The 23,724-nt window shown below is 60.4% G+C and carries 24 protein-coding genes; 11 read left to right on the forward strand and 13 right to left on the reverse strand.

All coding sequences use genetic code 11. The features are described 5' to 3' along the window. Positions 1–70 precede the first annotated feature (70 nt). Positions 71–1,879: a monovalent cation:proton antiporter-2 (CPA2) family protein gene (locus tag BLU71_RS05315; protein ID WP_083352476.1), complete on the reverse strand. Its 1,809-nt coding sequence runs from the start codon at positions 1,877–1,879 to the stop codon at positions 71–73. Between the two features lie 251 nt (positions 1,880–2,130). On the opposite strand from BLU71_RS05315, the gene BLU71_RS05320 reads away from it, so the two are divergent. Beyond that, positions 2,131–3,045 carry a LysR family transcriptional regulator gene (locus BLU71_RS05320; RefSeq protein ID WP_083352477.1) on the forward strand — a complete coding sequence of 305 codons (915 nt, stop codon included), beginning with the start codon at positions 2,131–2,133 and terminating at the stop codon, positions 3,043–3,045. Here BLU71_RS05320 and BLU71_RS05325 read toward each other — a convergent pair. The 4 genes from BLU71_RS05325 to BLU71_RS05340 form a co-directional block, all read right to left on the reverse strand. After that, a complete protein-coding gene (locus BLU71_RS05325) occupies positions 3,035–3,805 on the reverse strand; it encodes a substrate-binding domain-containing protein (RefSeq protein ID WP_083352478.1) in 771 nt (256 codons plus the stop codon). The genes BLU71_RS05320 and BLU71_RS05325 overlap by 11 nt on opposite strands. 13 nt (positions 3,806–3,818) lie before the next feature. Then, positions 3,819–5,111, reverse strand: coding sequence for an MFS transporter (locus BLU71_RS05330; protein WP_016775219.1), 1,293 nt, complete (start codon positions 5,109–5,111; stop codon positions 3,819–3,821). 829 nt (positions 5,112–5,940) lie between these two features. Continuing rightward, a complete protein-coding gene (locus BLU71_RS05335) occupies positions 5,941–7,902 on the reverse strand; it encodes a M48 family metallopeptidase (protein WP_083352479.1) in 1,962 nt (653 codons plus the stop codon). Between the two features lie 21 nt (positions 7,903–7,923). Then, positions 7,924–8,520 (reverse strand): LemA family protein, encoded by a 597-nt coding sequence (locus tag BLU71_RS05340; RefSeq protein WP_173867292.1) that lies wholly within the window; start codon positions 8,518–8,520, stop codon positions 7,924–7,926. A gap of 200 nt (positions 8,521–8,720) precedes the next feature. Here BLU71_RS05340 and BLU71_RS05345 point away from each other — a divergent pair, with 200 nt between their 5' ends. Together BLU71_RS05345 and BLU71_RS05350 are read left to right on the forward strand one after the other, a co-directional pair. Then, positions 8,721–9,029: an RcnB family protein gene (locus BLU71_RS05345; protein WP_042609276.1), complete on the forward strand. Its 309-nt coding sequence runs from the start codon at positions 8,721–8,723 to the stop codon at positions 9,027–9,029. A gap of 88 nt (positions 9,030–9,117) precedes the next feature. Next, positions 9,118–9,630 (forward strand): hypothetical protein, encoded by a 513-nt coding sequence (locus tag BLU71_RS05350; RefSeq protein WP_064363589.1) that lies wholly within the window; start codon positions 9,118–9,120, stop codon positions 9,628–9,630. 1 nt (position 9,631) lies between these two features. On the opposite strand, the gene BLU71_RS05355 is transcribed toward BLU71_RS05350, so the two are convergent. Together BLU71_RS05355 and BLU71_RS05360 are read right to left on the reverse strand one after the other, a co-directional pair. Beyond that, the gene (locus tag BLU71_RS05355; protein ID WP_064363588.1) at positions 9,632–9,943 is read right to left on the reverse strand and encodes a protealysin inhibitor emfourin; all 312 of its coding nucleotides are present in this window, start codon (positions 9,941–9,943) and stop codon (positions 9,632–9,634) included. A 14-nt stretch (positions 9,944–9,957) separates the two neighbouring features. Beyond that, positions 9,958–11,004: a M4 family metallopeptidase gene (locus BLU71_RS05360; RefSeq protein WP_064363587.1), complete on the reverse strand. Its 1,047-nt coding sequence runs from the start codon at positions 11,002–11,004 to the stop codon at positions 9,958–9,960. 134 nt (positions 11,005–11,138) lie between these two features. On the opposite strand from BLU71_RS05360, the gene BLU71_RS05365 reads away from it, so the two are divergent. Beyond that, positions 11,139–11,477 (forward strand): FKBP-type peptidyl-prolyl cis-trans isomerase, encoded by a 339-nt coding sequence (locus tag BLU71_RS05365; protein ID WP_065616063.1) that lies wholly within the window; start codon positions 11,139–11,141, stop codon positions 11,475–11,477. Between the two features lie 62 nt (positions 11,478–11,539). Here the strand turns inward: BLU71_RS05365 and BLU71_RS05370 are convergent, their stop codons facing one another. The 3 genes from BLU71_RS05370 to ftrA all read right to left on the reverse strand — a co-directional run bounded on the left by BLU71_RS05370 (position 11,540) and on the right by ftrA (position 14,214). Next, positions 11,540–11,875, reverse strand: coding sequence for a hypothetical protein (locus BLU71_RS05370; RefSeq protein ID WP_083352480.1), 336 nt, complete (start codon positions 11,873–11,875; stop codon positions 11,540–11,542). Continuing rightward, a complete protein-coding gene (locus BLU71_RS05375) occupies positions 11,872–13,110 on the reverse strand; it encodes an S-type pyocin domain-containing protein (RefSeq protein ID WP_083352481.1) in 1,239 nt (412 codons plus the stop codon). The genes BLU71_RS05370 and BLU71_RS05375 overlap by 4 nt, the downstream gene beginning before the upstream one ends. A gap of 129 nt (positions 13,111–13,239) precedes the next feature. Further along, on the reverse strand, positions 13,240–14,214 hold the full coding sequence (gene ftrA, locus BLU71_RS05380; protein WP_065616067.1) for a transcriptional regulator FtrA: 975 nt from the start codon (positions 14,212–14,214) through the stop codon (positions 13,240–13,242). A gap of 101 nt (positions 14,215–14,315) precedes the next feature. Between ftrA and BLU71_RS05385 the strand changes: the two genes are divergently transcribed. From BLU71_RS05385 to BLU71_RS05400, 4 genes are all read left to right on the forward strand, one after another. Continuing rightward, entirely contained in the window at positions 14,316–14,744 is a 429-nt protein-coding gene (locus BLU71_RS05385) for a rhodanese-like domain-containing protein (protein ID WP_042609283.1), read from the forward strand. Positions 14,745–15,093: 349 nt separating this feature from the next. Next, complete coding sequence (locus BLU71_RS05390) at positions 15,094–15,873, forward strand: ABC transporter substrate-binding protein (protein WP_064363581.1); 780 nt, start codon at positions 15,094–15,096, stop codon at positions 15,871–15,873. A 187-nt stretch (positions 15,874–16,060) separates the two neighbouring features. Next, positions 16,061–17,173, forward strand: coding sequence for a succinylglutamate desuccinylase/aspartoacylase family protein (locus BLU71_RS05395; RefSeq protein ID WP_042609285.1), 1,113 nt, complete (start codon positions 16,061–16,063; stop codon positions 17,171–17,173). A gap of 181 nt (positions 17,174–17,354) precedes the next feature. Continuing rightward, on the forward strand, positions 17,355–18,071 hold the full coding sequence (locus BLU71_RS05400) for an alpha/beta hydrolase (RefSeq protein ID WP_083352482.1): 717 nt from the start codon (positions 17,355–17,357) through the stop codon (positions 18,069–18,071). Here the strand turns inward: BLU71_RS05400 and BLU71_RS05405 are convergent. Continuing rightward, on the reverse strand, positions 18,061–18,618 hold the full coding sequence (locus tag BLU71_RS05405) for a hypothetical protein (RefSeq protein WP_083352483.1): 558 nt from the start codon (positions 18,616–18,618) through the stop codon (positions 18,061–18,063). The genes BLU71_RS05400 and BLU71_RS05405 overlap by 11 nt on opposite strands. An 84-nt stretch (positions 18,619–18,702) precedes the next feature. Further along, entirely contained in the window at positions 18,703–19,476 is a 774-nt protein-coding gene (locus tag BLU71_RS05410) for a hypothetical protein (RefSeq protein WP_083352484.1), read from the reverse strand. Between the two features lie 145 nt (positions 19,477–19,621). Here BLU71_RS05410 and BLU71_RS05415 point away from each other — a divergent pair, with 145 nt between their 5' ends. After that, positions 19,622–20,158 (forward strand): chalcone isomerase family protein, encoded by a 537-nt coding sequence (locus BLU71_RS05415; protein WP_064363577.1) that lies wholly within the window; start codon positions 19,622–19,624, stop codon positions 20,156–20,158. A 115-nt stretch (positions 20,159–20,273) separates the two neighbouring features. Continuing rightward, the gene (locus BLU71_RS05420; RefSeq protein ID WP_083352485.1) at positions 20,274–21,593 is read left to right on the forward strand and encodes an Nramp family divalent metal transporter; all 1,320 of its coding nucleotides are present in this window, start codon (positions 20,274–20,276) and stop codon (positions 21,591–21,593) included. A 92-nt stretch (positions 21,594–21,685) separates the two neighbouring features. On the opposite strand, the gene BLU71_RS05425 is transcribed toward BLU71_RS05420, so the two are convergent. Further along, a complete protein-coding gene (locus BLU71_RS05425; protein ID WP_083352486.1) occupies positions 21,686–22,795 on the reverse strand; it encodes a cytochrome P450 in 1,110 nt (369 codons plus the stop codon). Between the two features lie 79 nt (positions 22,796–22,874). On the opposite strand from BLU71_RS05425, the gene BLU71_RS05430 reads away from it, so the two are divergent. Then, positions 22,875–23,627 carry an ArsR/SmtB family transcription factor gene (locus BLU71_RS05430; protein ID WP_064363574.1) on the forward strand — a complete coding sequence of 251 codons (753 nt, stop codon included), beginning with the start codon at positions 22,875–22,877 and terminating at the stop codon, positions 23,625–23,627. Positions 23,628–23,724 lie beyond the last annotated feature (97 nt).

A 23,724-nucleotide genomic window follows, 5' to 3' on the forward strand; every position in this document is an offset into this window, starting at 1 on the left:
CAGTAATGAATAAGTCGACTGACACACCGCCATCGCGAGCAGGCTCACTCCTACAGGTTTTGTGCAGGGCTCAGGTGTTGCGGGATTCTTCTTCGAGCTGATCCGATTCGAACAGTTTGGCCAATTCCGCCCGGGCTTCCTGGGCGGTCTGCAGGACTTTGGCGGCGTCGTCGTAAACGGTGTGTTGCGCCTCCAGCACCTGTTCGTCGTGATGCTTGAAACGCTTGATCCGCGCATCGGCCTGGGCCTGGGTCAGACCGAGGCCGACCAATGTACGACGGCTCATTTCCAGACTCGAATAGTAGGTCTCACGAATCGCCTCCGCGCCCACATCGATCAAGCGATGCACGTGCTGGCGGTTACGCGCGCGGGCAATGATTTTCATGTGCGGATACAGCTTGTGCACCACCTCGGCAGTCTTGATGTTGGTCTCCGGATCATCCGTGGCGATGACAAAATATTCCGCCTCGCCGACCTTGGCCGCGTGGAGAATTTCCGGGCGCATCGGGTCGCCGTAGAACACCGGCACACCGCCGAAGCTGCGCGACAGTTCGATGGTTTCCACCGAGGTGTCCAGCGCGACGAACTTGATGTTCTGCGCGCGCAGAATCCGCGCCACGATCTGGCCCATCCGGCCCATGCCGGCAATCACCACCCGCGGCGCTTCGGTGTCGATCTCGCGGAATTTTTCCGGCACTTCCACCGGCTGCACCCTCGGACTTACCAAGCGTGCGCAGATCAACAGCAGCAATGGCGTCAGCGCCATCGACAGGGTGATGGTCAGCACCAGCAGGTCGTACAGACGCGGCTCGAACAGGCCCTGATCGCGACCGATCTTGAACACCACAAACGCAAACTCACCGCCGGCAGCCAGAACGATACCGAGGCGAATTGCGCTGATCTTGTTCAGCCCGCCGGCCAGACGCCCGACGACGAACAGCAGCGGCAATTTCAGCCCGATCAGCAGCAGGGTAAGGCCCAACACGGTGATCGGCGCGCTCAACAACAGGCTGAGATTGGCGCCCATGCCGACGCTGATGAAAAACAGCCCGAGCAGCAGGCCTTTGAACGGTTCGATCTGCGCTTCCAGCTCATGGCGATATTCCGAATCCGCCAGCAGCAGACCGGCGAGAAACGCCCCCAGCGCCATCGACACACCGACCAGATCCATCAGCCACGCCGTGCCGATCACCACCAGCAACGCGGTGGCGGTGGACACTTCCGGCAGTCCGGTTTTCGCCACCACGCGGAACACCGGACGCAGCAGATAACGCCCACCGATCACCACCACAGCAATGCCGCCGAGCACCTGCAAGCTGTGGCGGATATCGTCGGCGGTGCTGGTGTGGTGATCGACGCCAGCGAGCATCGGCACCAGCGCAATCAACGGAATCGCGGCGATGTCCTGGAACAGCAGAATGGCAAACGCCAGACGCCCGTGGGGACTGGTCAGTTCCTTGCGTTCGGCGAGGCTTTGCAGGCCAAAAGCGGTAGAAGACAGCGCCAGACCGAGGCCCAGCACAATCGCGCTGTTCAGCGGCTGACCGAACACCGACAGCGCCAGCCCGCCGATCACCGACGCGGTCAGCAGCACCTGCGCCAGGCCAACGCCGAACACCGATTTGCGCATCACCCACAAGCGTCGCGGCGACAGCTCCAGGCCGATGATGAACAGCAGCAACACCACGCCCAGCTCGGAAATATGCGCAACGCTTTGCGGATTACCGATCAGGCCCAGCACGGACGGGCCGATGATCACCCCGGCAAACAGATAACCGAGCACAGCGCCCAGTTGCAGACGTTTGGCCAAAGGCACGGTGAGCACCGCCGCGAACAGAAACACGACAGCGGCTTGCAACAGATTGCCTTCATGGGGCATTGGAACGACTCCTGACTACGGATACGGCGGGGGGTGGCAAGGATAAGGGTTGACCGGATTTCAGATCCACCAAAGATCCCTTGTAGGAGTGAGCCTGCTCGCGATCGCGGTGGAACAGTCGACATCATCCGTGACTGACAAACCGCTATCGCGAGCAGGCTCACTCCTACACTGGATTTCCGGTGTCGCTGTAATAATTTGCATCAACTGGTTACATTTATAACCCTTGCGCATCAATTTCCGGAAACGCCATGGCCATCAACTTCGACCTCAACGACCTGCAAGCCTTTCGCGCGGTGGTCGAGCAGGGCAGTTTTCGCAAGGCTGCCGACACCGTGCGCCTGTCGCAGCCGGCGCTGAGTCGGCGCATCGAAAAGCTCGAAGACGCCCTCGGCGTGAAACTGTTCGAGCGCACCACGCGCAAGGTCAGCCTGACCCAAGCCGGACGCGGTTTCATGCCCAGCGTCGAGCGGTTGCTGGATGATCTCGACATCGCCTTGCTCGGCATCAGCGAAGTCGCCTCGACCCGTTTGGCGCATGTCACCGTCGCCTGTGTGCCATCGGCGGCGTACTACTTCATGCCGCGCGTGGTCGCGCGCTATCACCAGCAATTTCCGCGAATCAAAGTCAAAGTCCTCGATTCCAGCGCGCATGATGTGTTGAGTGCGGTGGTCAATGGCGAGGCGGATTTCGGTTTGAGTTTTCTCGGCACGCAGGATGCCAAAGTCGAGTTCGAACCGCTTGTGCAGGAGTGCTATGTCGTCGCCTGTCGCCGCGATCATCCGCTGGCCGGGCGCAGCAGCGTCAGCTGGGACGAGTTCTATCAGCAGGACTACATCGCGCTGGACAAGACTTCGGGCAATCGCTTCCTGCTTGATCAGGCCTTGGGCGGGGTGGTGCCGCAGCGTCAGAGCATTTGCGAGACGCGGCACGTGACGACGATGATCGGCCTGGTGGAGGCGGGTTTGGGCGTGGCGGCGGTGCCGTTGATGGCGATGCCCGGGCCGGACCATCCGATCCTGACGCGGGTGCCGCTGACCGAGCCGCAAGTGATGCGCAGTGTCGGCATCATCAAGCGCCGGGATCGTACGTTGACCCCGGCGGCATTGGAACTGGAGCGGCTGGTCGTCGAGATGCGCGTCCAGCCGCCAACGATCAGCGCTTGACCGAATCCAGTCCGGTGGCCTGCACGTCAGCCTGAGCGGCCGGTGCTGCGAGGTAGGCGAGCAAGGCTTTGGCCTCTTCTGGATGCTCGGCCGTGACCGGAATACCCGCGGCAAAACGCGTCACCGACTGCACCGATTCCGGAATCTTCGCGACGAAGCTCACGCCCGGTACCGGCAGCAATTCACTGACCTGCTGGAAGCCCAGTTGATAGTCGCCCGTGGCAACCACCGAACCGACCGGGATCTTGGCGATCATCTTGGCTTTCGGTTTCAGCTGATCTTCGATACCGAGTTTCTTGAACAACTGCTGCTCGATATACACGCCGCTGGCGCTGTCGGAGTACGCCACCGATTGCGCGTCGAGCAGGGTCTTCTTCAGGCCGTCAACGCTGCTGATGTCCGGTTTCGCTGCACCTTCACGCACCACCATACCGATCCGCGAATCCGCCAGTTCAACGCGGGACGCCGGGTCAACCTTGCCCTGTTTGATCAGTTCATCAAGGGCGTAACCGACCATGATCACCACGTCGGCGTGCTCACCGCGCGCCAGACGATTGGGGATCGCTTCCGGTGCCTTGCCCATCGACGGGCCGAGGCTGGTGGTCAGGGTGTTGCCAGTCGCAGCGGCGAATTTCGGCCCGAGGATCTTGTAGGCGGCAGTGAAACCACCGGAGGTCATCACGCTCAATTCTTCCGCCTGGGCCGCGAAGTTGAAGGCGAGACCGGCGAGCAGGGCGGTGACAGTAAAGAGTTTTTTCATGGCGAGTTTTTCCTCAGGCCGCGACAGGTTGCAGACGACCACCGGCACGGCGGTACAGATAAAGCGTGGCGCACAGTGCGCACAGGGCACCGATGCTCATCCAGTAACCCGGCGCGGCTTTGTCGCCGGTGTACTGGATCAGGAAGGTCGACATCGCCGGGGTGAACCCACCGAAGATCGCTGTGGCCAGGCTGTAGGCCAGCGAGAAACCGGCGACGCGCACTTCCACCGGCATGATTTCGGTCAGCGCCGGAATCATCGCGCCGTTGTACAGACCGTAGATGAACGACAGCCACAACAACGACAGCAGCATGTTGGTAAAACTCGGCGCCTGCACCAGGAACGACAGCGCCGGATAAGTCGTGGCCAGGGCCAGCAGGGCCATGCCGATCAGCACCGGGCGACGGCCGATGCGGTCCGACAACGCGCCGCCAATCGGCAGCCAGAAGAAGTTCGACACACCCACCAGCAGCGTCACCAGCAGCGCGTCGGAAGTGCTCAGGTGCAGCACGGTTTTACCGAAGGTCGGCGCGTACACGGTGATCAGGTAGAACGCGGTGGTGGTCAGCGCGACCATCAACATCCCGCCCAGCACCACGCCCCAGTTCTGACCCAGGGTGCGGAATACTTCGCGCATGCTCGGACGATGTTTGCGCGCGGCGAACTCTTCGGTCTCCGCCAGGTTGCGGCGCAGGAAGAAGATGAACGGGACAATCATGCAACCGACGAAAAACGGAATGCGCCAGCCCCAGGCCGCCACTGCTTGCGGCTCCATCCACTGATTCAGACCGTAGCCCAGCGCAGCCGCGACGATGATCGCCACTTGTTGACTGGCCGACTGCCAAGCGGTGAAAAAGCCCTTGCGGCCCGGTGTCGCGATCTCGGACAGATACACCGAAACACCACCCAGTTCTGCACCGGCGGAGAAGCCTTGCAGCAGCCGGCCGATCAGCACCAGCGCCGGTGCGAACAAGCCTATGGTTTCGTATCCGGGCACCAGCACGATCAATATCGTGCCGCTGGCCATGATCGACAGGGTGACGATCAGACCTTTGCGCCGACCGACATCATCGATGTACGCACCGAGCACGATAGCGCCCAGCGGACGCATCAGGAAGCCTGCGCCAAACACCGCGAAAGTCATCATCAGGGAGGCGAACTCGCTGCTCGCCGGGAAGAACACCGCCGCGATCTGCGTGGCGTAGAAGCCGAACAGAAAGAAATCGAACTGTTCGAGGAAGTTGCCCGAGGTCACCCGGAAGATGGCACCGGCCCGCGAGCCGTTGGTAGGGATTGAGGCTGTCATTGAAAAGTACTCCACCGCTTTTATGACGTGCGCTACGGAGAAGCGGCGCACGGTTTTTATTGAGGTGGATGGTGGCGCAGATGTAACAATCTGTTAATTGCATTGTTGGCATGGATTGATGCGTGTTGCGGATCAATCCGTGACGTGGAGCGCTGTCAATGTGGGAGCGAGCCTGCTCGCGAAGGCGTCTGGTCAGGCGGTGATTTTTGCAGGTCGACCGGGTACATATCCGTTGCTGCGGTAACGGCGGCTTAGGGTTCCGCCCTTACGGCGGGTCACCTTTTTCAAACGCCGGAGTGCCGGCCCAGCAAAAAGGTAACCCAAAAGGCTTGCTCCTGCGTTCGGCCCTCGCAGGCTCGGGTTCCTTCGCTGCGGGATCGATCCTGGCGCAGCGGCTCCGGTTTGCTTCGCTGCACCTACACTCGCTGTGTACGACTGCGTCGTACGGTCGCTGCGCTCCCACGCCCGGATCAATCCCTCCACTCAGCCTTCCGACGTCGCCCGTAGATCAAGATCAAAAGCACTCGAGCTAACGCTCATTGTTGAGTGGGGCGGCTTCGCCGCGAGCAGCTGCGCTGCATTGCTTTTCTGTGGGAGCGAGCCTGCTCGCGAAGACGGCCTGACAGCCGACCTGATCTTGAGGTTGTGCCCAATCCAACTGTAGGAGCTGCCGAAGGCTGCGATCTTTTGATCTTGCTTTTGCTTTTGCTCCTGCTCTTTGTAGGAGTGAGCCTGCTCGCGATAGCGATATGTCAGGCGAAACCGATGTTGGCCGGTCGAATGCCATCGCGAGCAGGCTCACTCCTATAGGGGCGGGTTACCACTCTGCCTACGCCGTAGCCGACACTGCACTTGGTTCGCGAGGTACCTCAGTCGCGCCGTTCCCAACCTGCACAGGCATGCTCAGAAACGGCGGAAGCGGGCAATCGAGCAAGTCGGCGACGGCCCGGAACAACTCCGCTTCGGCCACGGTGATCACGCCGTCGTGCATCACGCAGCGGGTCATCGCATCGAGCAGGGCGGGGCGCTCCTCCGGCATGAGATGGCGCAGACGGCTGAGCGCGGTTTCCAGCCCGATTAGTTCTTCCAGATCGGCGCGAATCTCTGGTGGTCGCTCGAATGCGAGCCCTTGCCACGCAGATTCCAGCGCCTGCGCCACCGTCGCTTGATCATTTTGACCGGCGCGGGCCAGCGCGCTGAGCAGTGCCAAGAGTTCTTCGGCGCACTGGAACAGACCGAATTTGAACTGCACCGGCGCCGCGCCCAGCACATTGCGTTCGACGATGCGCAACAGCGTCCACTCAAGCAGTTCGGTCTGGTTGTCGGCTTCAATCAGCGCGATCAGGTTGGCATCGACCCTGGGGAAACTTTTGCCGAGCTGTTGCAGGCTTGGTGTCGCCAGATCGAGCAGTGGCAAACGCAGGCCCGGCTGTAGTGACAACAGTGGATTTTGCAGCTGTTCCAAATGCTCGAACACCGCGTCGTCGACGGATCCCCTCAGTATGTCGAACTGCATGCCCAGCACGGGCGCCGAGCGTGACAGCAACAACCCGTAAACGATGGCTTGAGCGCCATCGACGCTGCGCGCAGCGTCTCTGAGTACCTGCGGAATATCGTCGAGCAAACGGCGCGCCTCAAGCAAATGTTCTGCCTGCGGCGCGCCGATCGCTGCAACTGAGGCTTGCGCCGCACTGAAGTCGTAAAGCACCGCCATGGCGGCAGCCGGGACACCGCCAAATGCATCCGCCATCGGCAGGTCGGGTTTGGCCGGCAGCTCTACGCTCGGCGCGGCGATCTTGACGAAGCTGCCATCCCATTGCGCATCGACCCGGCGGATCCGCTCGCTCAAATCCGGATGCGAGGCCATCAGGTCGAACGAAGAAGTGCCCGAGCCGAAATACAGATGGCTGAACTCGGCAGCACGCGCGGCATTGAGCGTGGCGCCCAATTCATAACCACCGATTTTTTTCAGTGCACCGGCAATGCTTTGCGGGTTGCGCGTGTATTGCACAGCCGTCGCGTCAGCGAGGAACTCGCGCTGGCGCCCGATCGCTGCCTTGATCAGGTTGCCGAAATACGACCCGGCAAATCCTGCAACGCACAGGACAAAACCCACCAGCGCGGTGAGCGCGACAAACTTGCTGCGACGCGCGGCTTCTTTGCCCACCGTTTCGGTGCCACGCAGGATGTAGCTTCCGGTCAGGCCGAGCACGAGGATGCCGTGAACGATAGCGATCAACCGGGTATTCAGGCGCATGTCACCGTTGTAGATGTGGCTGAACTCATGGGCGATGACACCTTGCAACTCTTCGCGAGTCAGCAGATTGATCGCGCCCTGAGTCACGCCGATCACCGCGTTTTGCGGCGTCATGCCTGCGGCGAAGGCGTTGATGCCCAGCTCCGGCAGCAAATACACCGGCGGAACGGCCGTGCCTGAGGCGATGGCCATTTCTTCCACCACGTTGAGCAGGCGCTGCTCTTCAAGAGTCTGCGCGTTATGGTTGATCAGCCGGCCATTGAGGCTACGCGCAATGACTTTGCCGCCGGCGGACAACTCCGAATGCTTCGCCGTACTGCCCAGCAGCACGACGCTGATAACTACCGCGGATACGGTTCCGACCAGCTCCCAGCTCATTTCTAGATCGAAGAGGACATTGCCGTCGCCGTCTTCCACCGGAATGATCATCATCAAGCAGGACGCGGCGATCAGGCTCAGAACGGCCAATCCCATCAGAACGATGAGCAGCAGAGTGCGGCGCTTGGCCTGGCGCTGTTGTTGGAAAAAATTCATGGTGCCATCCGTTGGCTGGGGTCAGAACGAAACCTGTGGCGCTTGCTGAATCGCCGCGCTGTCGGCGAATGTCAGCAGCGACGCGTCGGCAGCATGGCCGAACAGCGGGGCGAACACGGCAGCCGGAAAGCTCTGTTTGAGGGTGTTGTAGCTCATCACCGCATCGTTGTAAGCCTGGCGAGCAAAGCTGACTTTGTTCTCGGTGCTGCTCAGCTCTTCGCTCAATTGCTGCATGTTTTGCGAAGCCTTGAGATCCGGATAGGCTTCGACCGTCACGTTCAACCGGCCCATCGCACTACTCAGTGCGCTGTCCGCCTGCCCGAGCTGGACGATGTTCTGGGCATTGCCCGGCTGCGCCTGAGCTGCCTGCAGGCCTGCAACCGCGTGGTTGCGCGCTGCGATCACTGCTTCCAACGTCTCACGCTCATGAGCCATATAGCCCTTGGCGGTTGCCACCAGATTGGGGATCAGGTCGTAGCGACGTTTGAGCTGCACCTCGAGTTGCGCAAACGCATTGTTGATTTGATTGCGGCGGGCAACGAGGCGGTTGAAGAGCTGGATGGCGTAGAGGGCGAGGAGGCCGGCAATGACCAAAAGGATGATGAGAGTGCTGTTCACGGTGATGTCCTTATTCACACGGCAGAAAGGGGCGCGGCATGTTAGCGCAAATCCGACGGGTCTGTGGCAGCGGGCCACCTTTCGCTGCGGGCCAGATCGGCAGCGTCAATTTCTCAGCCTGCCTGAGCACAAAAACAAGGAATGTTTCCCGCGCCGCGCAGTCGGAGTTCAGGTACTACTCATCTGAAAGAGGTTCACCGATGAACAGCAAAACCCTAATCGCCAGTCTGGCCCTCGTTGCCGGTATTGCCGGGATCACGCCCATTGTTCAAGCGGCGCAAACCTCCAGCGAACCCGCCGTGCAATCGCCGACCAGCGACCGCCAACTGAAGGTCAACGACCGCGCGCCGGAAATGTACCAGCGCGAGGACAAGGCTTTGAAGAACTGGAAAGCCAAAGGTCTGAAAGCACCGATCGAACAGGCGCAGTGGGTGCAGATCAATGACAAGTACGTGATGGTGATGATCACCAACGGCACGATTGTCGAGATGCAGCCGGTCGAGCGATAGGCCCGGTTTTACAATTGGCCATGGATGGCTGATTGTATTCGAACGGCGTTCCGGTAAAACAGCGGGCGTTTGAATGAGGAACAAGGGATTGGACAAGAAACTTCTTTACCGCAAAGTGAATACTCGTACGTGGGGTGTTCGTCGCAACGAATCAGTTGCGCATTACCGCGATCAGCGCAACAGCAAAGCCGCAAGCCGTCACGAAGCCATGCGAAGTTCGATGCATCCGGGCAAACAATACGGAAGAGACTACACCCCGCTTTTTCGCTTCCTGTTGTCTCGCGTTGGCGGCCCTTGGGATTCCATTTTCGGTGAGGCTGTCGCGCGACTTGATCAATCCGCCCCAGTGTTCTGGATGGTTGCCATCCATGAAGAAGATCGCCAGGACATCGTGCGACTAGGTGAATCCAGCTATTTCAGCGGGCTGTATGTCGATGAGCAAAATCGGCTGCAAATGGTCAATCCGAAACTGACGGCGCAGGACATGACGCCGCATTGCGAGTGCTGTACGCACACATTCAACGGTGTGGTCTTTGGACAAACCGCAGGATTGGGCCCCCGCACATCGTCAGTTGTCGACGCAGAAGACCCGCCAGCATGAATCAGAGCAGTTCTCCCTTGTCCCACAGACTCACCAGCTCCCCGGGCGCCTGGTTCTCCGGCACTTTCAGCACCATTTCCCCGGACTGATAGCGTACTTCAATCTGAAAGAAGCGTTGATCCCCACGCCCGGATTCGCTGTTGTCCAATGGCAGACAGCCCTCCAGCACCGAGCAGATTCTCGAACGCTGATTGATGTCGCATTGCGCGAATTCGATTTCCCGTGGGCGGCTCAGGCTGTGAATCGCTGCAACGCCACCCTGGCGAGATACGCGCAAAACGGAATCGTCATCCAGCTCGGGTAGCGTTTTCATACAGCCTCCTCGGATTATTCGATACCGACCTGTGCCCAGGCTTGCTGAACTGCGTCGGCTGCTTCGGCGCCGAAGCGCTGGCCGGCATGGTCGATGGTCAATTTTGCGAACGCGTCGAACGTTGCCTCCTGGCTCAATCGGTCATCGCACAGCGTGTCATACCAGATCTTCCCGGCCTTTTCCCAGGCAAAGCCGCCGAACGCCTGGGCCGCCAGATAAAACGCACGGTTGGGAATGCCGGAATTGATGTGCACGCCGCCATTGTCTTCGCTGGTGATGACGAACTTGCGCATGTGATCCGGTTGCGGATCCTTGCCCAGCAGCGGGTCGTCATATGCCGTGCCGGGGTGTGACATCGAGCGCAGGCCCTTGCCCTGGATCTTCGGCATCAGCAGGTCGGCGCCGATCAACCAGTCGGCCTGCTCGGCGGTTTGCCCGAGGGTGTATTGCTTGGTCAGCACACCGAATACGTCCGAGAGCGACTCGTTCAGCGCGCCGGACTGATTGGCGTAAATCAGACCGGCCTCGCTTTCGGTGACGCCGTGGGCCAGTTCATGGCCGATGACGTCGAGCGAGCGGGTGAAGCGCTGGAAGATTTCGCCGTCGCCGTCCCCGAAGACCATCTGCGCGCCGTTCCAGAATGCGTTCTCATAACCTTGCCCGTAGTGCACGCTGCCAATCAGGGCGAATCCCTGATTGTCGATCGAGTCGCGACCGAGCACTTTCCAGAAGAAATCATAGCTGGCACCCAGCGCATCGTAAGCCTCATCGACCGCCGGATCCCCCGACGCCGGCTGGCCCTCGAGGCGCACCGGCATGCCCGGCAAGAGCATTTTGTTCTGCGCATCATGCACGCTGCGCCGGGCCAGGCCGGGTTTGGTCGCCTCCGGCAGAATCGCCCGCGCCGGCGGCTGCGAAGGGCGGCCGGGGTTGGGCAGCAGGCTGCGTACATGGTTGAGTGTTTGCATCGCAGCGTTGCGTTGCGGCTCGGAGCCGTGCGCAATGATGCGGTTGAGGATGTAGGGCGGAATGAAACTGCGCAGCAATCGAGAGTCGGTCATCAAAGCATCCTTGTCGTCATACGATGTCGATACACATGTGAGCGGCGACGCGGGTTTTCGGTTCCATGGATTGCCATCGGCAACGGATTCTGCGAAAAACGCCGCCTGCGAAAAATCTCAACAGAGCCAACGACATGACAGACGAACTGCAAATCATCGACCTACAACCGGGCGACGGCAAAGCCGCGGTGAAAGGCGCACTGATCACCACCCAATACACCGGCTGGCTGGAAGACGGTACTGAGTTCGACTCGTCCTGGAGCCGAGGCAAACCGTTTCAGTGCGTGATCGGCACTGGCCGCGTGATCAAAGGCTGGGATCAGGGCCTGATGGGCATGCAGGTCGGCGGCAAACGCAAATTGCGGGTGCCGGCGCATCTGGGGTACGGCGAGCGGACCATGGGCAAGATTCCGCCGAATTCGAATCTGGTGTTTGAAATTGAGTTGCTGGAGGTTTTGACGCGGGAGGATTGAGGTCTGAGGAACGTGCGTCTGGATGAAGCCACCCTCATCCAAACGCTCGCAACTTCGGATGCTCAGGTGAACATCTCTATATCGTCAATCGTGTCCTCAATGACGCCCTGCAGCGAGGGCATCCGGCGCTTTAGGTTTTCAAGCTCCGGCAAAATGGTTTCGGTATCCAGTCTTCCATGCCGACGAGCGATATGGCCCAGGGCGGTGATGGCAGAGGCAGCGATCGCTTCGGTTTCGCTGGAGAGATGCTGGAAGCAGATTTGCTGAGCCCAGTTGCCATCGGGTTCATTCAAACCAATGGAAATCAGTGCGCGAATGACATTTTCCTGAGCGCCGCTGGCCAGTAATCGTATGGATTCATCATGATCTATTGACGGGTCTTGGTAGGTGAGGCTCACTTTCTTGCTCCCAAAATATTGCCTTTGGTATCTACTTTCTTGGCTTTGATCAATGCGTTTTTCATGTCCTGATGGAGTTTATCCCATGGCCTTACGTGTCCGTGGTAGACGTCTCCACCAGTGCGATCAAAAATGACTAACTCATTAGCATCGGGATCGACTCCAATCCTGCGCGCAGATGTAGGCTTTACCTGAACCGAACTCTCCAACGCGTTCTGCCCATTCGAGGGGCCTTTGCTTTTGACTGGCGTGTCTTTTTTTCCATGATAACTGGCAGCGTCGAACTCAAGTGCCAAGACAATGTAAAGAGGCTTTATTCCCGAGCCAGCCGGAAAGACCAGGATAAAGTCTAGGTATTCAGGCGGGTAAACTGGATTGACAATGATTTTGTCCGCCTGCTCGGTCGGCGGATATACCCAGATGTGGGGAACCTGCGGCGCACTTTCCAGCGGCGGAATTGCCGATCCGCGTGACGAGTCTACTGAGGGAGTCCAGAGTAGGGTCGACCCATTGCCAAAATCTGCGACGTGCGAGGCGCCTTGCTTGACGAACTGGACGACAGGAATCATTTCCCAATCGCTGCGCGTTTGAGTGTTGTATCCGTATCCTTTCAACGTGCCGTCGGGCTGCTGTTCTACGTGCAATCGAACCCGAGTCCGAGCCGTCTCAAGCGACTGTAGCTGCTCCTCTGTGTAGAGAGCGCTATCGGCGAGACTCGATGGCCACAGCAGCGCAACCAATCCGAGCAACCCGCCTGCGACGACACCGCCGGTAGCCAGGCTTGTGCTACTTGCGGTCGCAGCGCTGGCGCTCAGACTGCCAGAGCTGCCGAGAGCAAAAGCTCCGATCGACGCTTGCAAACTGCTCGCGCCAATTGCCTTGAGTGCGATATTCCCGGCGGCGTCACGTTCACGCCCCGCTAGCAAGGACAGCGTTCCATAATCCGAAATTTTCCCAACCGGTATGAATCCGGATGGATTGGCATCATTGATGACGCCGTTCGGCAGCTTGCAACTCTTCGCAAACACACAGCCGCTTAAATTGTGCTGTTGTCGTATGGCCTGATTGCCAAGTCGATCTTCGTGAACCTGTTGCCGCGCCAGCATGTCTTCATAAGCGCCATGCGCGGCCTCGCGCTCAGCAAGTTCGCTGGCAGTCATGTAGCGGGTGGTGATGTGGTGTCCATCTCCCTCTGGCGGGTTTTGGACCCGGGGGATGTCTTTCTTGCGAGCCATGAGCGTCCTTGTCCGTTGTTAAAAAACGAAGCGGACGCTAAAGCAACGACGGAGTGATGGATGTAGGACGCGTCTGAAATTTTTGCAGTTGTCAGGACTGTAAAAAGATCAAATCCATTGCCAGACAGGTCAACATATCGCTTTACCCTCCCGCCCAAACCGCTCCCGATAAACCGACGGCGGTACGCCCACCACGCTGCGAAACGCCACGCGAAAACTCTCCACCGATCGATAGCCGCAGCGCTGGGCGATCTGCTCGGTGTGTTGGTGTGTGCTTTCCAGCAACTCCCGCGCTCGCGCCAGGCGTTCATGTTGCAGCCAGGCTTTCGGCGATTGGCCGCTGGCTTCGGTGAAGCGCCGCAGAAACGTGCGCTCGCTCATTGCTGCTTCGCTGGCCAGATCGCGGACTTCCAGCGGTTCGTGCAGGCGTTCGCGGGCCCATTGCATGACTCGCGATAAATCGCTGCGTGGTGTCGGGCTGACCGGGGTGGGGATGAATTGGGCCTGGCCGCCGGTGCGTTGCGGCGACATGACCAGGCGCCGCGCGACGGCGTTGGCGACCTGTGTGCCGAAGTCGCGTGCCACCAGATGCAGGCAGGCGTCAATGCCCGCCGCGCTGCCGGCGGAGGTGATCAGTTGGCCTGCATCGACATACAGCACGTCCGGATCGACCTCGATGGCCGGAAAACGTTGGGCCAGTTCGCTGGTGTAGCGCCAGTGGGTGGTGGCGCGGTGGCCGTCGAGCAAGCCGCTGGCCGCAAGGACGAACACCCCGGAGCAGATCGACAGCAACCGCGCGCCTCGGCCATGGGCCTGACGCAATGCGTCGATCAGCGCTGGCGGTACCGGGGCGTTGCGGTCGCGCCAGCCGGGGATGACGATGGTGCGCGCTTCGGCGAGGAGTTCGAGGCCGCCATCGGCCAGCACCTGAATGCCGCCCATGGCGCGCATCGGGCCTTGATCGACCGCGGCGATCGCATGCTCATACCAAGGGAACTCGAACTCCGGCCGGGCCAGGCCGAAGATCTCCACGGCAATGCCAAACTCGAACGTGCAGAGGCCATCGTAGGCCAGAATGGCAACCAGATTGGGCTGAGTGAGCATTTGGCGGAAAACTCCCGGTCGGTGTCTTGCGCGCCACTGTAGCGGTAAGCGCCGTCTCGATAAAGTCTGTTCATCCCCCACAGACAAAGGAGCCACACAACATGACCAGCCTGGTTCGCGACATCCCCGCCGCACCTTCGGCGATTGCCCTGATGCATTTCAGCAATCGTCTGACCTTCGAAACCGATTGTTCCGACGTATTCAGCAGTCACGAGGCCGGCGAGGTCGATTTTGTTCTGGTGGATGTGCGCGGCCCATTGGCGTTCGAGCGCGGGCATGTGCCTGGCGCGATCAATATCCCGACACGCTTGCTCACGGCGGAACGCTTGGCCGATTACCCGAAAAACACGTTGTTCGTGGTCTATTGCGCCGGACCGCATTGCAACGGCGCGAACAAGGCGGCGGTGAAACTGGCCGCACTGGATTACCCGGTGAAGGAGATGATCGGCGGCGTTACCGGATGGCTGGATGAAGGCTTCAAACTGAGCGCGGCGTCAGTCGCCAACACACCTGTCGCCTGCGAATGCTGATCCCTGTGCAGGAGCTGCCGGAGGCTGCGATCTTTTGACGAATGTTCCCACGCTCTGCGTGGGGACGATCAAGATCAAAAGATCGCAGCCTTCGGCAGCTCCTACGGGAAGGATCAACGTTTCTTGCTCTGAAAACAGTCTTGTCCTACAGCCTTCGCACCACCACGGCGCACGCCTTGACCCCCGTCAATGCGTGCGCCGATGTTCTGTAAGTATTTGTCGCTTAAAAACAATTGCCCCCGTGCGCGTCGCCATAGACTGCCGGCCACTTCGGTTTTTGCTGTTAGAACGCCATGACCGAACGCTGAATCGAAAGCTGCCAATAAAAGCCTCCGCACGGGAGTAATAAATGAAAAAGCTAGTGATGTTCGGTGCCCTGGCACTGTCGATGTTGTCCCTGACCGCTGTGGCCGATGATGCCAAGCCGATCCGCATCGGCATCGAAGCCGGATACCCGCCATTCTCGATGAAAACCCCTGACGGCAAACTCACCGGTTTCGACGTGGACATCGGCGACGCGCTGTGTGCGCAGATGAAGGTCAAATGCACGTGGGTCGAGCAAGAGTTCGATGGTCTGATCCCGGCTCTGAAAGTGAAAAAGATCGATGCGATTCTGTCGTCGATGACCATCACCGACGATCGCAAGAAAAACGTCGATTTCACCATCAAGTACTACCACACCCCGGCGCGCTTCGTGATGAAGGAAGGCTCCGGCGTCAAAGACCCGCTGACCGAGCTCAAGGGCAAGAAAGTCGGCGTGCTGCGCGCCAGCACCCACGACCGCTACGCCACAGAAGTGCTGGTTCCGGCCGGGATCGAACTGGTGCGCTACGGCTCGCAGCAGGAAGCCAACCTCGACATGGTGTCCGGGCGTATCGACGCGATGCTGGCCGACTCGGTCAACCTCAGCGACGGCTTCCTGAAAACCGACGCCGGCAAAGGCTTCGAATTCGTCGGCCCTACCTATGAAGACGCCAAGTACTTCGGCGGCGGTGCCGGCATTGCCGTGCGCAAGGGCGATACCGCACTGGCTGAGCAGTTCAACAAGGCCATCACCGAAATCCGCACCAATGGCGAGTACAAGAAAGTCCAGGACAAGTACTTCGACTTTGACGTGTACGGCCATTAATAAGCCGTAAGAAAAAAGTGGCCCCGTTTGCGCGGAGGCCACTTTTTTTGCACCCATGATTTATCCTGCGTTCATATTTGCCATGTAGGAGCTGCCGAAGGCTGCGATCTTTTGACTTTGCTTGTAAAAAACAAGATCAAAAGATCGCAGCCTTCGGCAGCTCCTACAGAAAAATCGGAGATTTCCCATGCAACGCATCGACCACGTTCTGCCCTGGAGCCATTTGGGCAGCGAGCGCTCTCTCAGCGTGTTCCGCTATGGCGCCGGCAGCCGTAAGGTGTACATCCAGGCCAGCCTGCATGCCGACGAGCTGCCGGGCATGCGCACTGCGTGGGAACTCAAGCTGCGCCTGAGCGAGCTGGAACAGCAGGGCCGCTTGCAGGGCGTCATCGAACTGGTGCCGGTGGCCAATCCGATCGGCCTTGATCAGCATCTGCAAGGCAATCACATGGGCCGCTTCGAGCTGGGCAGCGGCAAGAATTTCAACCGCGCGTTCGTCGAGCTCAGCGCCCCGGTGGCAGCGCTGGCAGGGGAGCGGCTCGGTGCGGATGCCGAGGCCAACGTCGCGTTGATCCGCGAGGCCATGGCTCAGGTCTTTGACGAGTTGCCGGCGGCCAAATCTCAACTGGAAGCCTTGCATCGCTTATTGCTGCGCCACGCCTGCGACGCCGACATCACCCTCGATCTGCATTGCGACTTCGACGCTGCCATTCACCTGTACGCGCTGCCGCAACACTGGCCGCAGTGGCAACCACTGGCGGCGCGGCTGAAGGCGGGTGTGGCGTTGCTGTGCGAGGATTCCGGCGGCAGCTCGTTCGATGAGTCCTGCTCGACGCCCTGGTTGCGTCTGGCTAAAGCATTCCCGCATGCGGCGATTCCGGCGGCGAACCTGGCAACCACGCTGGAGCTGGGCAGCATGGGCGACACCCGTGTCGATCAGGCCCGGGCCAACTGCGAAGCGATTCTCGGCTTTCTCGCCGAGCAGGGTTTCATCAGCGGCGAATGGCCGGCAGCCCCGAACGAGTGCTGTGAAGGCCTGCCGTTCGAAGGCACCGAATACCTGTTCGCCCCGCACCACGGCGTAGTGAGTTTCTTGCGCAATGCCGGTGAATGGGTAGAGCAGGGCGACGCGCTGTTCGAGGTCGTTGATCCATTGCAGGATCGCGTGACCACCGTGCGCGCCGGCACCAGCGGGGTGCTGTTTGCGATTGATCGCGGGCGGTATACCGAACCGGGGATCTGGCAGGCGAAAGTGGCGGGGCGGGTGCCGTTTCGTACCGGCAAGTTGACCAACGACTGAGGATTTCCGTCGGCTTCAATGGCCTCATCGCGAGCAGGCTCACTCCTACAGGGGGAACGCATTCCAAATGTAGGAGCGAGCCTGCTCGCGAAAGGGCCATCAGCCACACCACAAAATTTGGATCCTCCGCCGAGGATGTTAGGCTCCCCCGCGAACCCGACACTCTGTGAAGGAACGCTCCATGCTGAAACTATTCGCCCTGCTAACGCTGCTCGCATCCACCGCCGTCCACGCCCAAACCACCCTGCAATCCGACCTGCCGCTCAAATACCTCGAACAGGTCCACGCCGATGCCGAACCGCGTCCGCTGGTGATTTTCCTGCACGGTTATGGCAGTAACGAGGCCGATCTGATCGGTATGAAATTTCAGCTGCCGGCGCAGTACAACTACCTTTCCGTGCGCGCGCCGATGAGTCTGGGTGAAGGACGTTACCAGTGGTTTCGCAAGAAGGGCGACGGTGCCTACAACGGTGAGACCGATGATCTGAAGGTCAGCGGCCAGAAGCTGCGCGACTTTATCGCTCAGGCGGCGAAGAAATATCACGCCGCGCCGGACAAGGTGTACCTGATCGGTTTCAGCCAAGGCGCGATGATGAGCTACGAAGTGGGCCTGCGCGCGCCAGCGGCCGTGGGCGGCTTTGCCGCGTCGAGCGGGCGCTTGTTGCCGGTGCTCAAGGCCGAACTCAAGCCCGGACAGGCGCCGCTGCCGCTGAGCATCTTTATCGGCCACGGCACCGCCGATGATCCGGTGCCTTACCGCCATGGCACCGAGGCCAACGCGCTACTGCAGAAACTCGATTACCAGCCCGAGTTTCACGCTTATCCGGGCGTCGGCCACAGCATCAGTGCGGCCGAATTGCGCGATCTGAATGGCTGGTTGCAGCGGCTCAATCCTTGACGATGGCTTTGACCAAGGCATCGTGAGTCTTCTTGTCGCTGGCGCGGGAAATCACCTGCACCAGCGCCATCTTCGTCCCTGAGCCGGCCAGTAGCGTGGTGTTCAGCGTCTGGCCACCGCCTTGGGTGGCGGTGCTGTCAACCTGGCGCAGGCCGAGGCCGGTGCCTTTCTGGGTCAGGCTTTTTTCGCTGAGCTTGTTGAAGTCCGGCAGCGCCTTGCGCTGATCGTCGATGAAACTCGACACGCTGCCGTCGAGGAATTCACTGTCGTTATTCTTGACGTTCTGCCCTGCGGGGATCTGGTTTTCCGCGGCGATGACCACGGTTTTGGTCGCCTGATTGGTGTACATCGTGCCCTTGGCGCCGCTCGGGCTGGCGGGCAGCGGGTCGGCGACAAAGCCTTTGGGCAGGACAAAGGCAAACTTGCCGTCGAGCATCGAGACCTTCTCGGTTTTGACTTTTTCCTTGGCGGCGTGCGCATTGATCGCGGTGAAACCGGCGACGGCCGCCAACATCAGGATGACGGCTTTTTTGCTCAACAATGACATCTGAATCTCCGGGAATTGGTCGCGCAAGGCGGGCGATCATCCCACGGAGCGTGCCGGGGATTCCAGCGCGATTCGTCCGGACGGTTATTGCGCTTGCGCCCTGGCCACTGGCCGCGCCAGCAGACGCCGGGTCACCCCCAGCATCGCGACCGAAACCGCCACGCCTACGGCAAAACCGCTGAGGCCCATGCTCGGCAACGTCAATGCCGACACCAGGCAGAATGCCGAAAACGAATACATGCCGGTCGCCGTTGCGCGCAGTAACGCGGCGGTAAACGCTGGGCCGCGGGTCTGTTGCGAGAACACCGCCATGACGCTGCCGAGCACCGGGAATACCGCGAGCAGGCCGCTCCAGCGTTCGCCAACGGTGCTGGCGAGCATCGTCACTACCAGCGTCAGCGCCGCGCCGGCAATCATCCGCCAGATCAGTTTGTCCGACTTCGGCGCCGGCCCGTTCAATACGGGTTGCACTTCAGGAAACAGGTAAGGCGATGCCAGCAGTGCTACCGCCGCAGCAATTACCGAGAACGCCAAGGACCCCGGAATCACCGATAACACCGCCGCCAGCAAGCCCCAAACCGCCAGCGAGATCGTAAGTGCCCACGGCCAATTGGCGCGTTGCGCGACCTGCGCATAGGTGATGCAGAAGGCAATCATCGCGAACATTGCCGACAGCGCCGCCACCGCGGATTGCGCAGCGAACTGCGGGCCTTGTTCGATGGCGAGGAAAAACAGAATCGGCCCGACCACCACCGGCAAACCCGATAGCCATCCCGCCACGCTCGGGCCCCAGCGCTTGCCTGCCAGAGAAATCAGCAGGAGGAAACCGGGAATCAGCAGCAGTTTGAGAATCAGCACGCGGGTGTCTCCGTCGGGTCAGGGTGAGTCACGTTAGCACTGCGGTGAGAAGATTGCTGCCTATGTGTGCAAAGTTTGTATACAAAATTTCAGGCGTGAATCCGGCTATGCTTGGAGCATCACGACGCGCGGAGACATAACGGCGATGAACAGGACACCGAAGCTCGTCCGTGGCTGCTGTGGCATTGGCTTGTGGGCGCTACTGCTCACACCGACATGGGCCAGTTGGCAAGACGCCGTGCCCGGTGCGCAGATCATCGGCAGCGGCGATTTCAGTGTGTTCGGTTTCGATGTCTACAGTGCACGCCTGTGGAGTGCCGCGCGACCGCTGGCGGCCGGCCAGCCCTTTGCCCTGGAGCTGATCTACCGCCGGGCGATCTCGCGCGATGATCTGGTCAGCACCAGCGTCGACGAAATCAAACGCCTTGGCGGCCCCCGCGTCAGTCCGGCGCAACTGGCCGACTGGCAGGTGCAGATGCAGCAATCGTTCGTCGATGTGCAGGCCGGCACGCGTATTACCGGCGTGTATCTGCCGGGGCAGGGTGCGCGATTTTTTATCGGTCAGAAGCTTCAGCATGAAATCGAAGATCCGCAATTTGCCAAGGCGTTTTTTGATATCTGGCTGGATCCGCGTACGCGCAGTCCTGAGTTGCGCGAGCAGTTGTTGGGCGTGAGTCAATAAGATCAGAAGTTCGCATTCCACATGCGGGCGCCGCCAGCTGCGATCTTTTGCTCTTCAACGCTTTGTTCGAAACGACTAAGCTGCCGGGCTCCCGTGTTTGTTTCTGGATGTGTGCGTGAAATTCAGCTTGCCCAAAATCGCCACTGCGCCGTTTTGCCCGCCGGAAGTGGCCGGCAGTGTCGCGGTCGATCCGACTGCTTCATTCTTCAAGCGCGTGCTGCGTTTTGCCGGCCCCGGTTTGCTGGTGTCGATCGGCTACATGGATCCGGGCAACTGGGCCACCGCGATCGAGGCCGGATCGCGTTTTGGTTACAGCCTGTTGTTCGTGGTGCTGTTGGCGAGTCTGGCTGGCATGGTGGTGCAGTGCCTGTGCTCGCGGCTGGGCATCGCCACCGGCCGCGATCTGGCGCAACTGTCCCGCGAGCGCTACAGCACGCCGACCGCACGCCTGCAATGGGGGCTGGCGGAAATCTCGATCATCGCCACCGACCTCGCCGAAGTGCTTGGCTGCGCACTCGCGTTTCACTTGCTGCTCGGCTGTTCGCTGACTTTCGGCATCGCCCTGACCGCGTTCGACACACTGCTGGTGCTGGCCCTGCAGAACCGTGGTTTCCGCCGGCTGGAAGCGATCATGCTGGTGCTGGTCGCGACCATCGGCGTGTGTTTTTTCGTTGAGCTGTTGCTGATCAAACCTTACTGGCCGGACGTGGCGCAGGGCTTCAAACCTTCGCTGTCGGCCATCGGCGATGCCGCACCGCTGTATCTGGCCATTGGCATCCTCGGCGCCACCGTCATGCCGCATAACCTTTACCTGCACACCTCGATCGTGCAGACGCGAATGATCGGCAAGGATCTGGCGAGCAAGCAGGATGCGGTGAAACTGGCGCGCATCGACACCATCGGTTCGCTGGCCCTGGCGCTGCTGGTCAATGCGGCAATCCTGATTCTCGCAGCGGCGGCGTTTCACCAGTCCGGGCACACCGATGTGGTCGACATTCAGGACGCCTATCACTTGCTCGATCCGCTGGTCGGCGGTGCGCTGGCGAGTGTGTTGTTCGGCGTGGCGCTGCTCGCGTCCGGACAGAGTTCGACCTTCACCGGGACCATCGCCGGGCAGGTGATCATGGAGGGCTATTTGAACCTGCGCATCCCGTGCTGGCAGCGGCGCCTGATCACCCGCGGGCTGGCGCTGATTCCGGCTTTTATCGGCGTGTGGCTGATGGGCGATAACGCGATCGGCAAGTTGCTGGTATTGAGCCAGGTAGTGCTCAGCCTGCAACTGCCGTTTGCCTTGTATCCGTTGATCCGCATGACCAACGACAGACAGCTGATGGGGCCGTTCGTCAATCGCTGGCCAACCCGGGTGCTGGCGTGGGGGCTGTTTGTGTTGATCAGTGGGGCGAACAGTTGGTTGATCTTGCAGTGGGCGGTTTGATTGTTGGCCTCTTCGCGAGCAGGCTCGCTCCCACAATGTTGAGTTCATCACTGGGCCAATGTGGGAGCGAGCCTGCTCGCGAAGACTGATCATCAGCCGCCGCTAATGTTGAACAGTGGAACCCGGCCATTGAGCGATGGCCTGTAATCCCAGCTCAGGCTATTCAGACCAAGGCCGCTGGCAAGGATTTGATTCAAAGTCGCCCCGGCAATACTCATCGCCAACGCTTGCCCCGGACACTGATGCCGACCACTGCCAAAACTGAAACTTCGACGGTTGGCGCGCTGCGGCACGAACTCCTCCGGGCGTTCATTCAGCGCCGGATCGCGATTGGCTGCGGCCAACAGCAGGAGAACTGCATCACCCGCTTCAAGCCGCGCGCCATCGATTTCGCATGGGGCAGCAACAAAGCGTCGGGTGTTCTGTACGGGCGGGTCGAAGCGCTGAACTTCCGCCAATAGATTCTCTATCGGTGTTGCATGTAATTCAGGCTGGCGCTGCAACATTACCAACGCATTGCCGATCAGGCCGCCGCAGGCTTCGAATGTCTGCGAGCACAGGCCGATGAGGTTGGCGATCAATGTATCTTGATCGCCTTCGAAACGTTGGGTGATCCCCTGCAATAGCGCGCTGTTCATGTCGGGATTGGTCAACAATTCGATGAAATAACCGCGCAACTGGGTTGCTGCAGCATGCGCGGCGGCGAGTTGCAGGTCATTGCTCAACGGTGACAGGCACGCGACGAAATCGGCGGTCAGTTCGCTGATCGTCCGGCTCTGCGCCGGCGTGAAGCCGAGCGACGTTGCGACCACGGCGACCGGGCCGCGGAACATTGCGTTGTACAAACCGTCGGCATCCGCTGTGAACAGTCGGGCAGCAACCAGCTCACCTGCCTCGCTCTGATCGATCAGCCCCAGCGCCGGTTCGATGGCCGAGCGTGGGCAGCGCTGGCGCTCGCCGTCATTCATGCGCATCAGTCGGCCGATCACCTCGCCGGCCGGACCTTGGGCAATGGCTTGAGGCACCGGTTCCTGCACCGGGCGCACCCGGCAATCGGCGTGCGCCAGCACCGCACACACCGCCCGCGCGCTGCTGGCAACCCACAGTTGCAAATCCTCGTTAAAGGCCAGTCCGCCGCCAGCACGCAGCTCTGAATAGTAAGGATAGGGATCGGCGTGAGTCGCAGCGCGGAGCGGGTCCATGGTTGGCAGCCTTGTCAGCAGAGAAAGTGTTGCTACTATCTGCAGTCCTTGCAGGCGACGATTCGTCCGGGAGCGAACTATGCACGCTGAACATCAGGACATCGGCGTTTCCCAAGTGGCCGCCGCCATCGCCGAGCCGGCGCGAACGAAAATCCTCTGTTCGCTGATGGACGGCCACGCCCGCACCAGCACCGAATTGGCGACGATCGCCGAAGTCAGCGCCTCGACCGCCAGTGCGCACCTGGCGAAACTCAAGGATCTGGCACTGGTGCGCCTGCATGTGCAGGGCCGTCATCGCTATTACAGCCTTGCCGATCAGCGGGTGGCGCAAGCGCTGGAAGCGTTGATGGTGATTGGCCAGAATGCCGCGCCGACGTTCAAGGCGCACACCCCGGATCGCCTGCAATTCGCCCGCACGTGCTATGACCACATGGCCGGAACGCTGGCGGTGTTGTTGCATGACCGCTTGATTGCAGGCGGTTGGCTGGTGCAAACCGACGAGCGGGCGTATCGCCTGAGCGACAGTGGCGAGGCGTTGTTTCTCGGGCTGGGTATCGAAGTGCGGGACCTGACGACTCTGCGCCGCAAGTTTGCCTGCCCGTGCCTCGACTGGAGCATGCGCCGGCCGCATCTCGGTGGCTCGCTGGGCGCGGCCTTGTTGCAAACGGCGCTGAAGCGCAAATGGGTGACGCAGGATCTGGACAGTCGGGCGCTGGCGTTGACGGCGGTGGGGCGCAAGGAGATCAGTGCGCGTTTCGGCTTTGAGTTGCCGTTGGACGGGCAGATCAAAAGATCGCAGCCTTTGCGTTCTGAGGGGTTTCATACTTCCTGACTGTCACCACCATCCCACAGGATTCACTGGCAGCCGACGAGGGGTCATCCATCGGCTTGTTTCACGGCGGTCGAGCCTATACTGTATATGCACACAG

This window comes from Pseudomonas moraviensis (assembly GCF_900105805.1).
GTDB classification, from domain to species: Bacteria; Pseudomonadota; Gammaproteobacteria; order Pseudomonadales; family Pseudomonadaceae; genus Aquipseudomonas; species Aquipseudomonas moraviensis_A.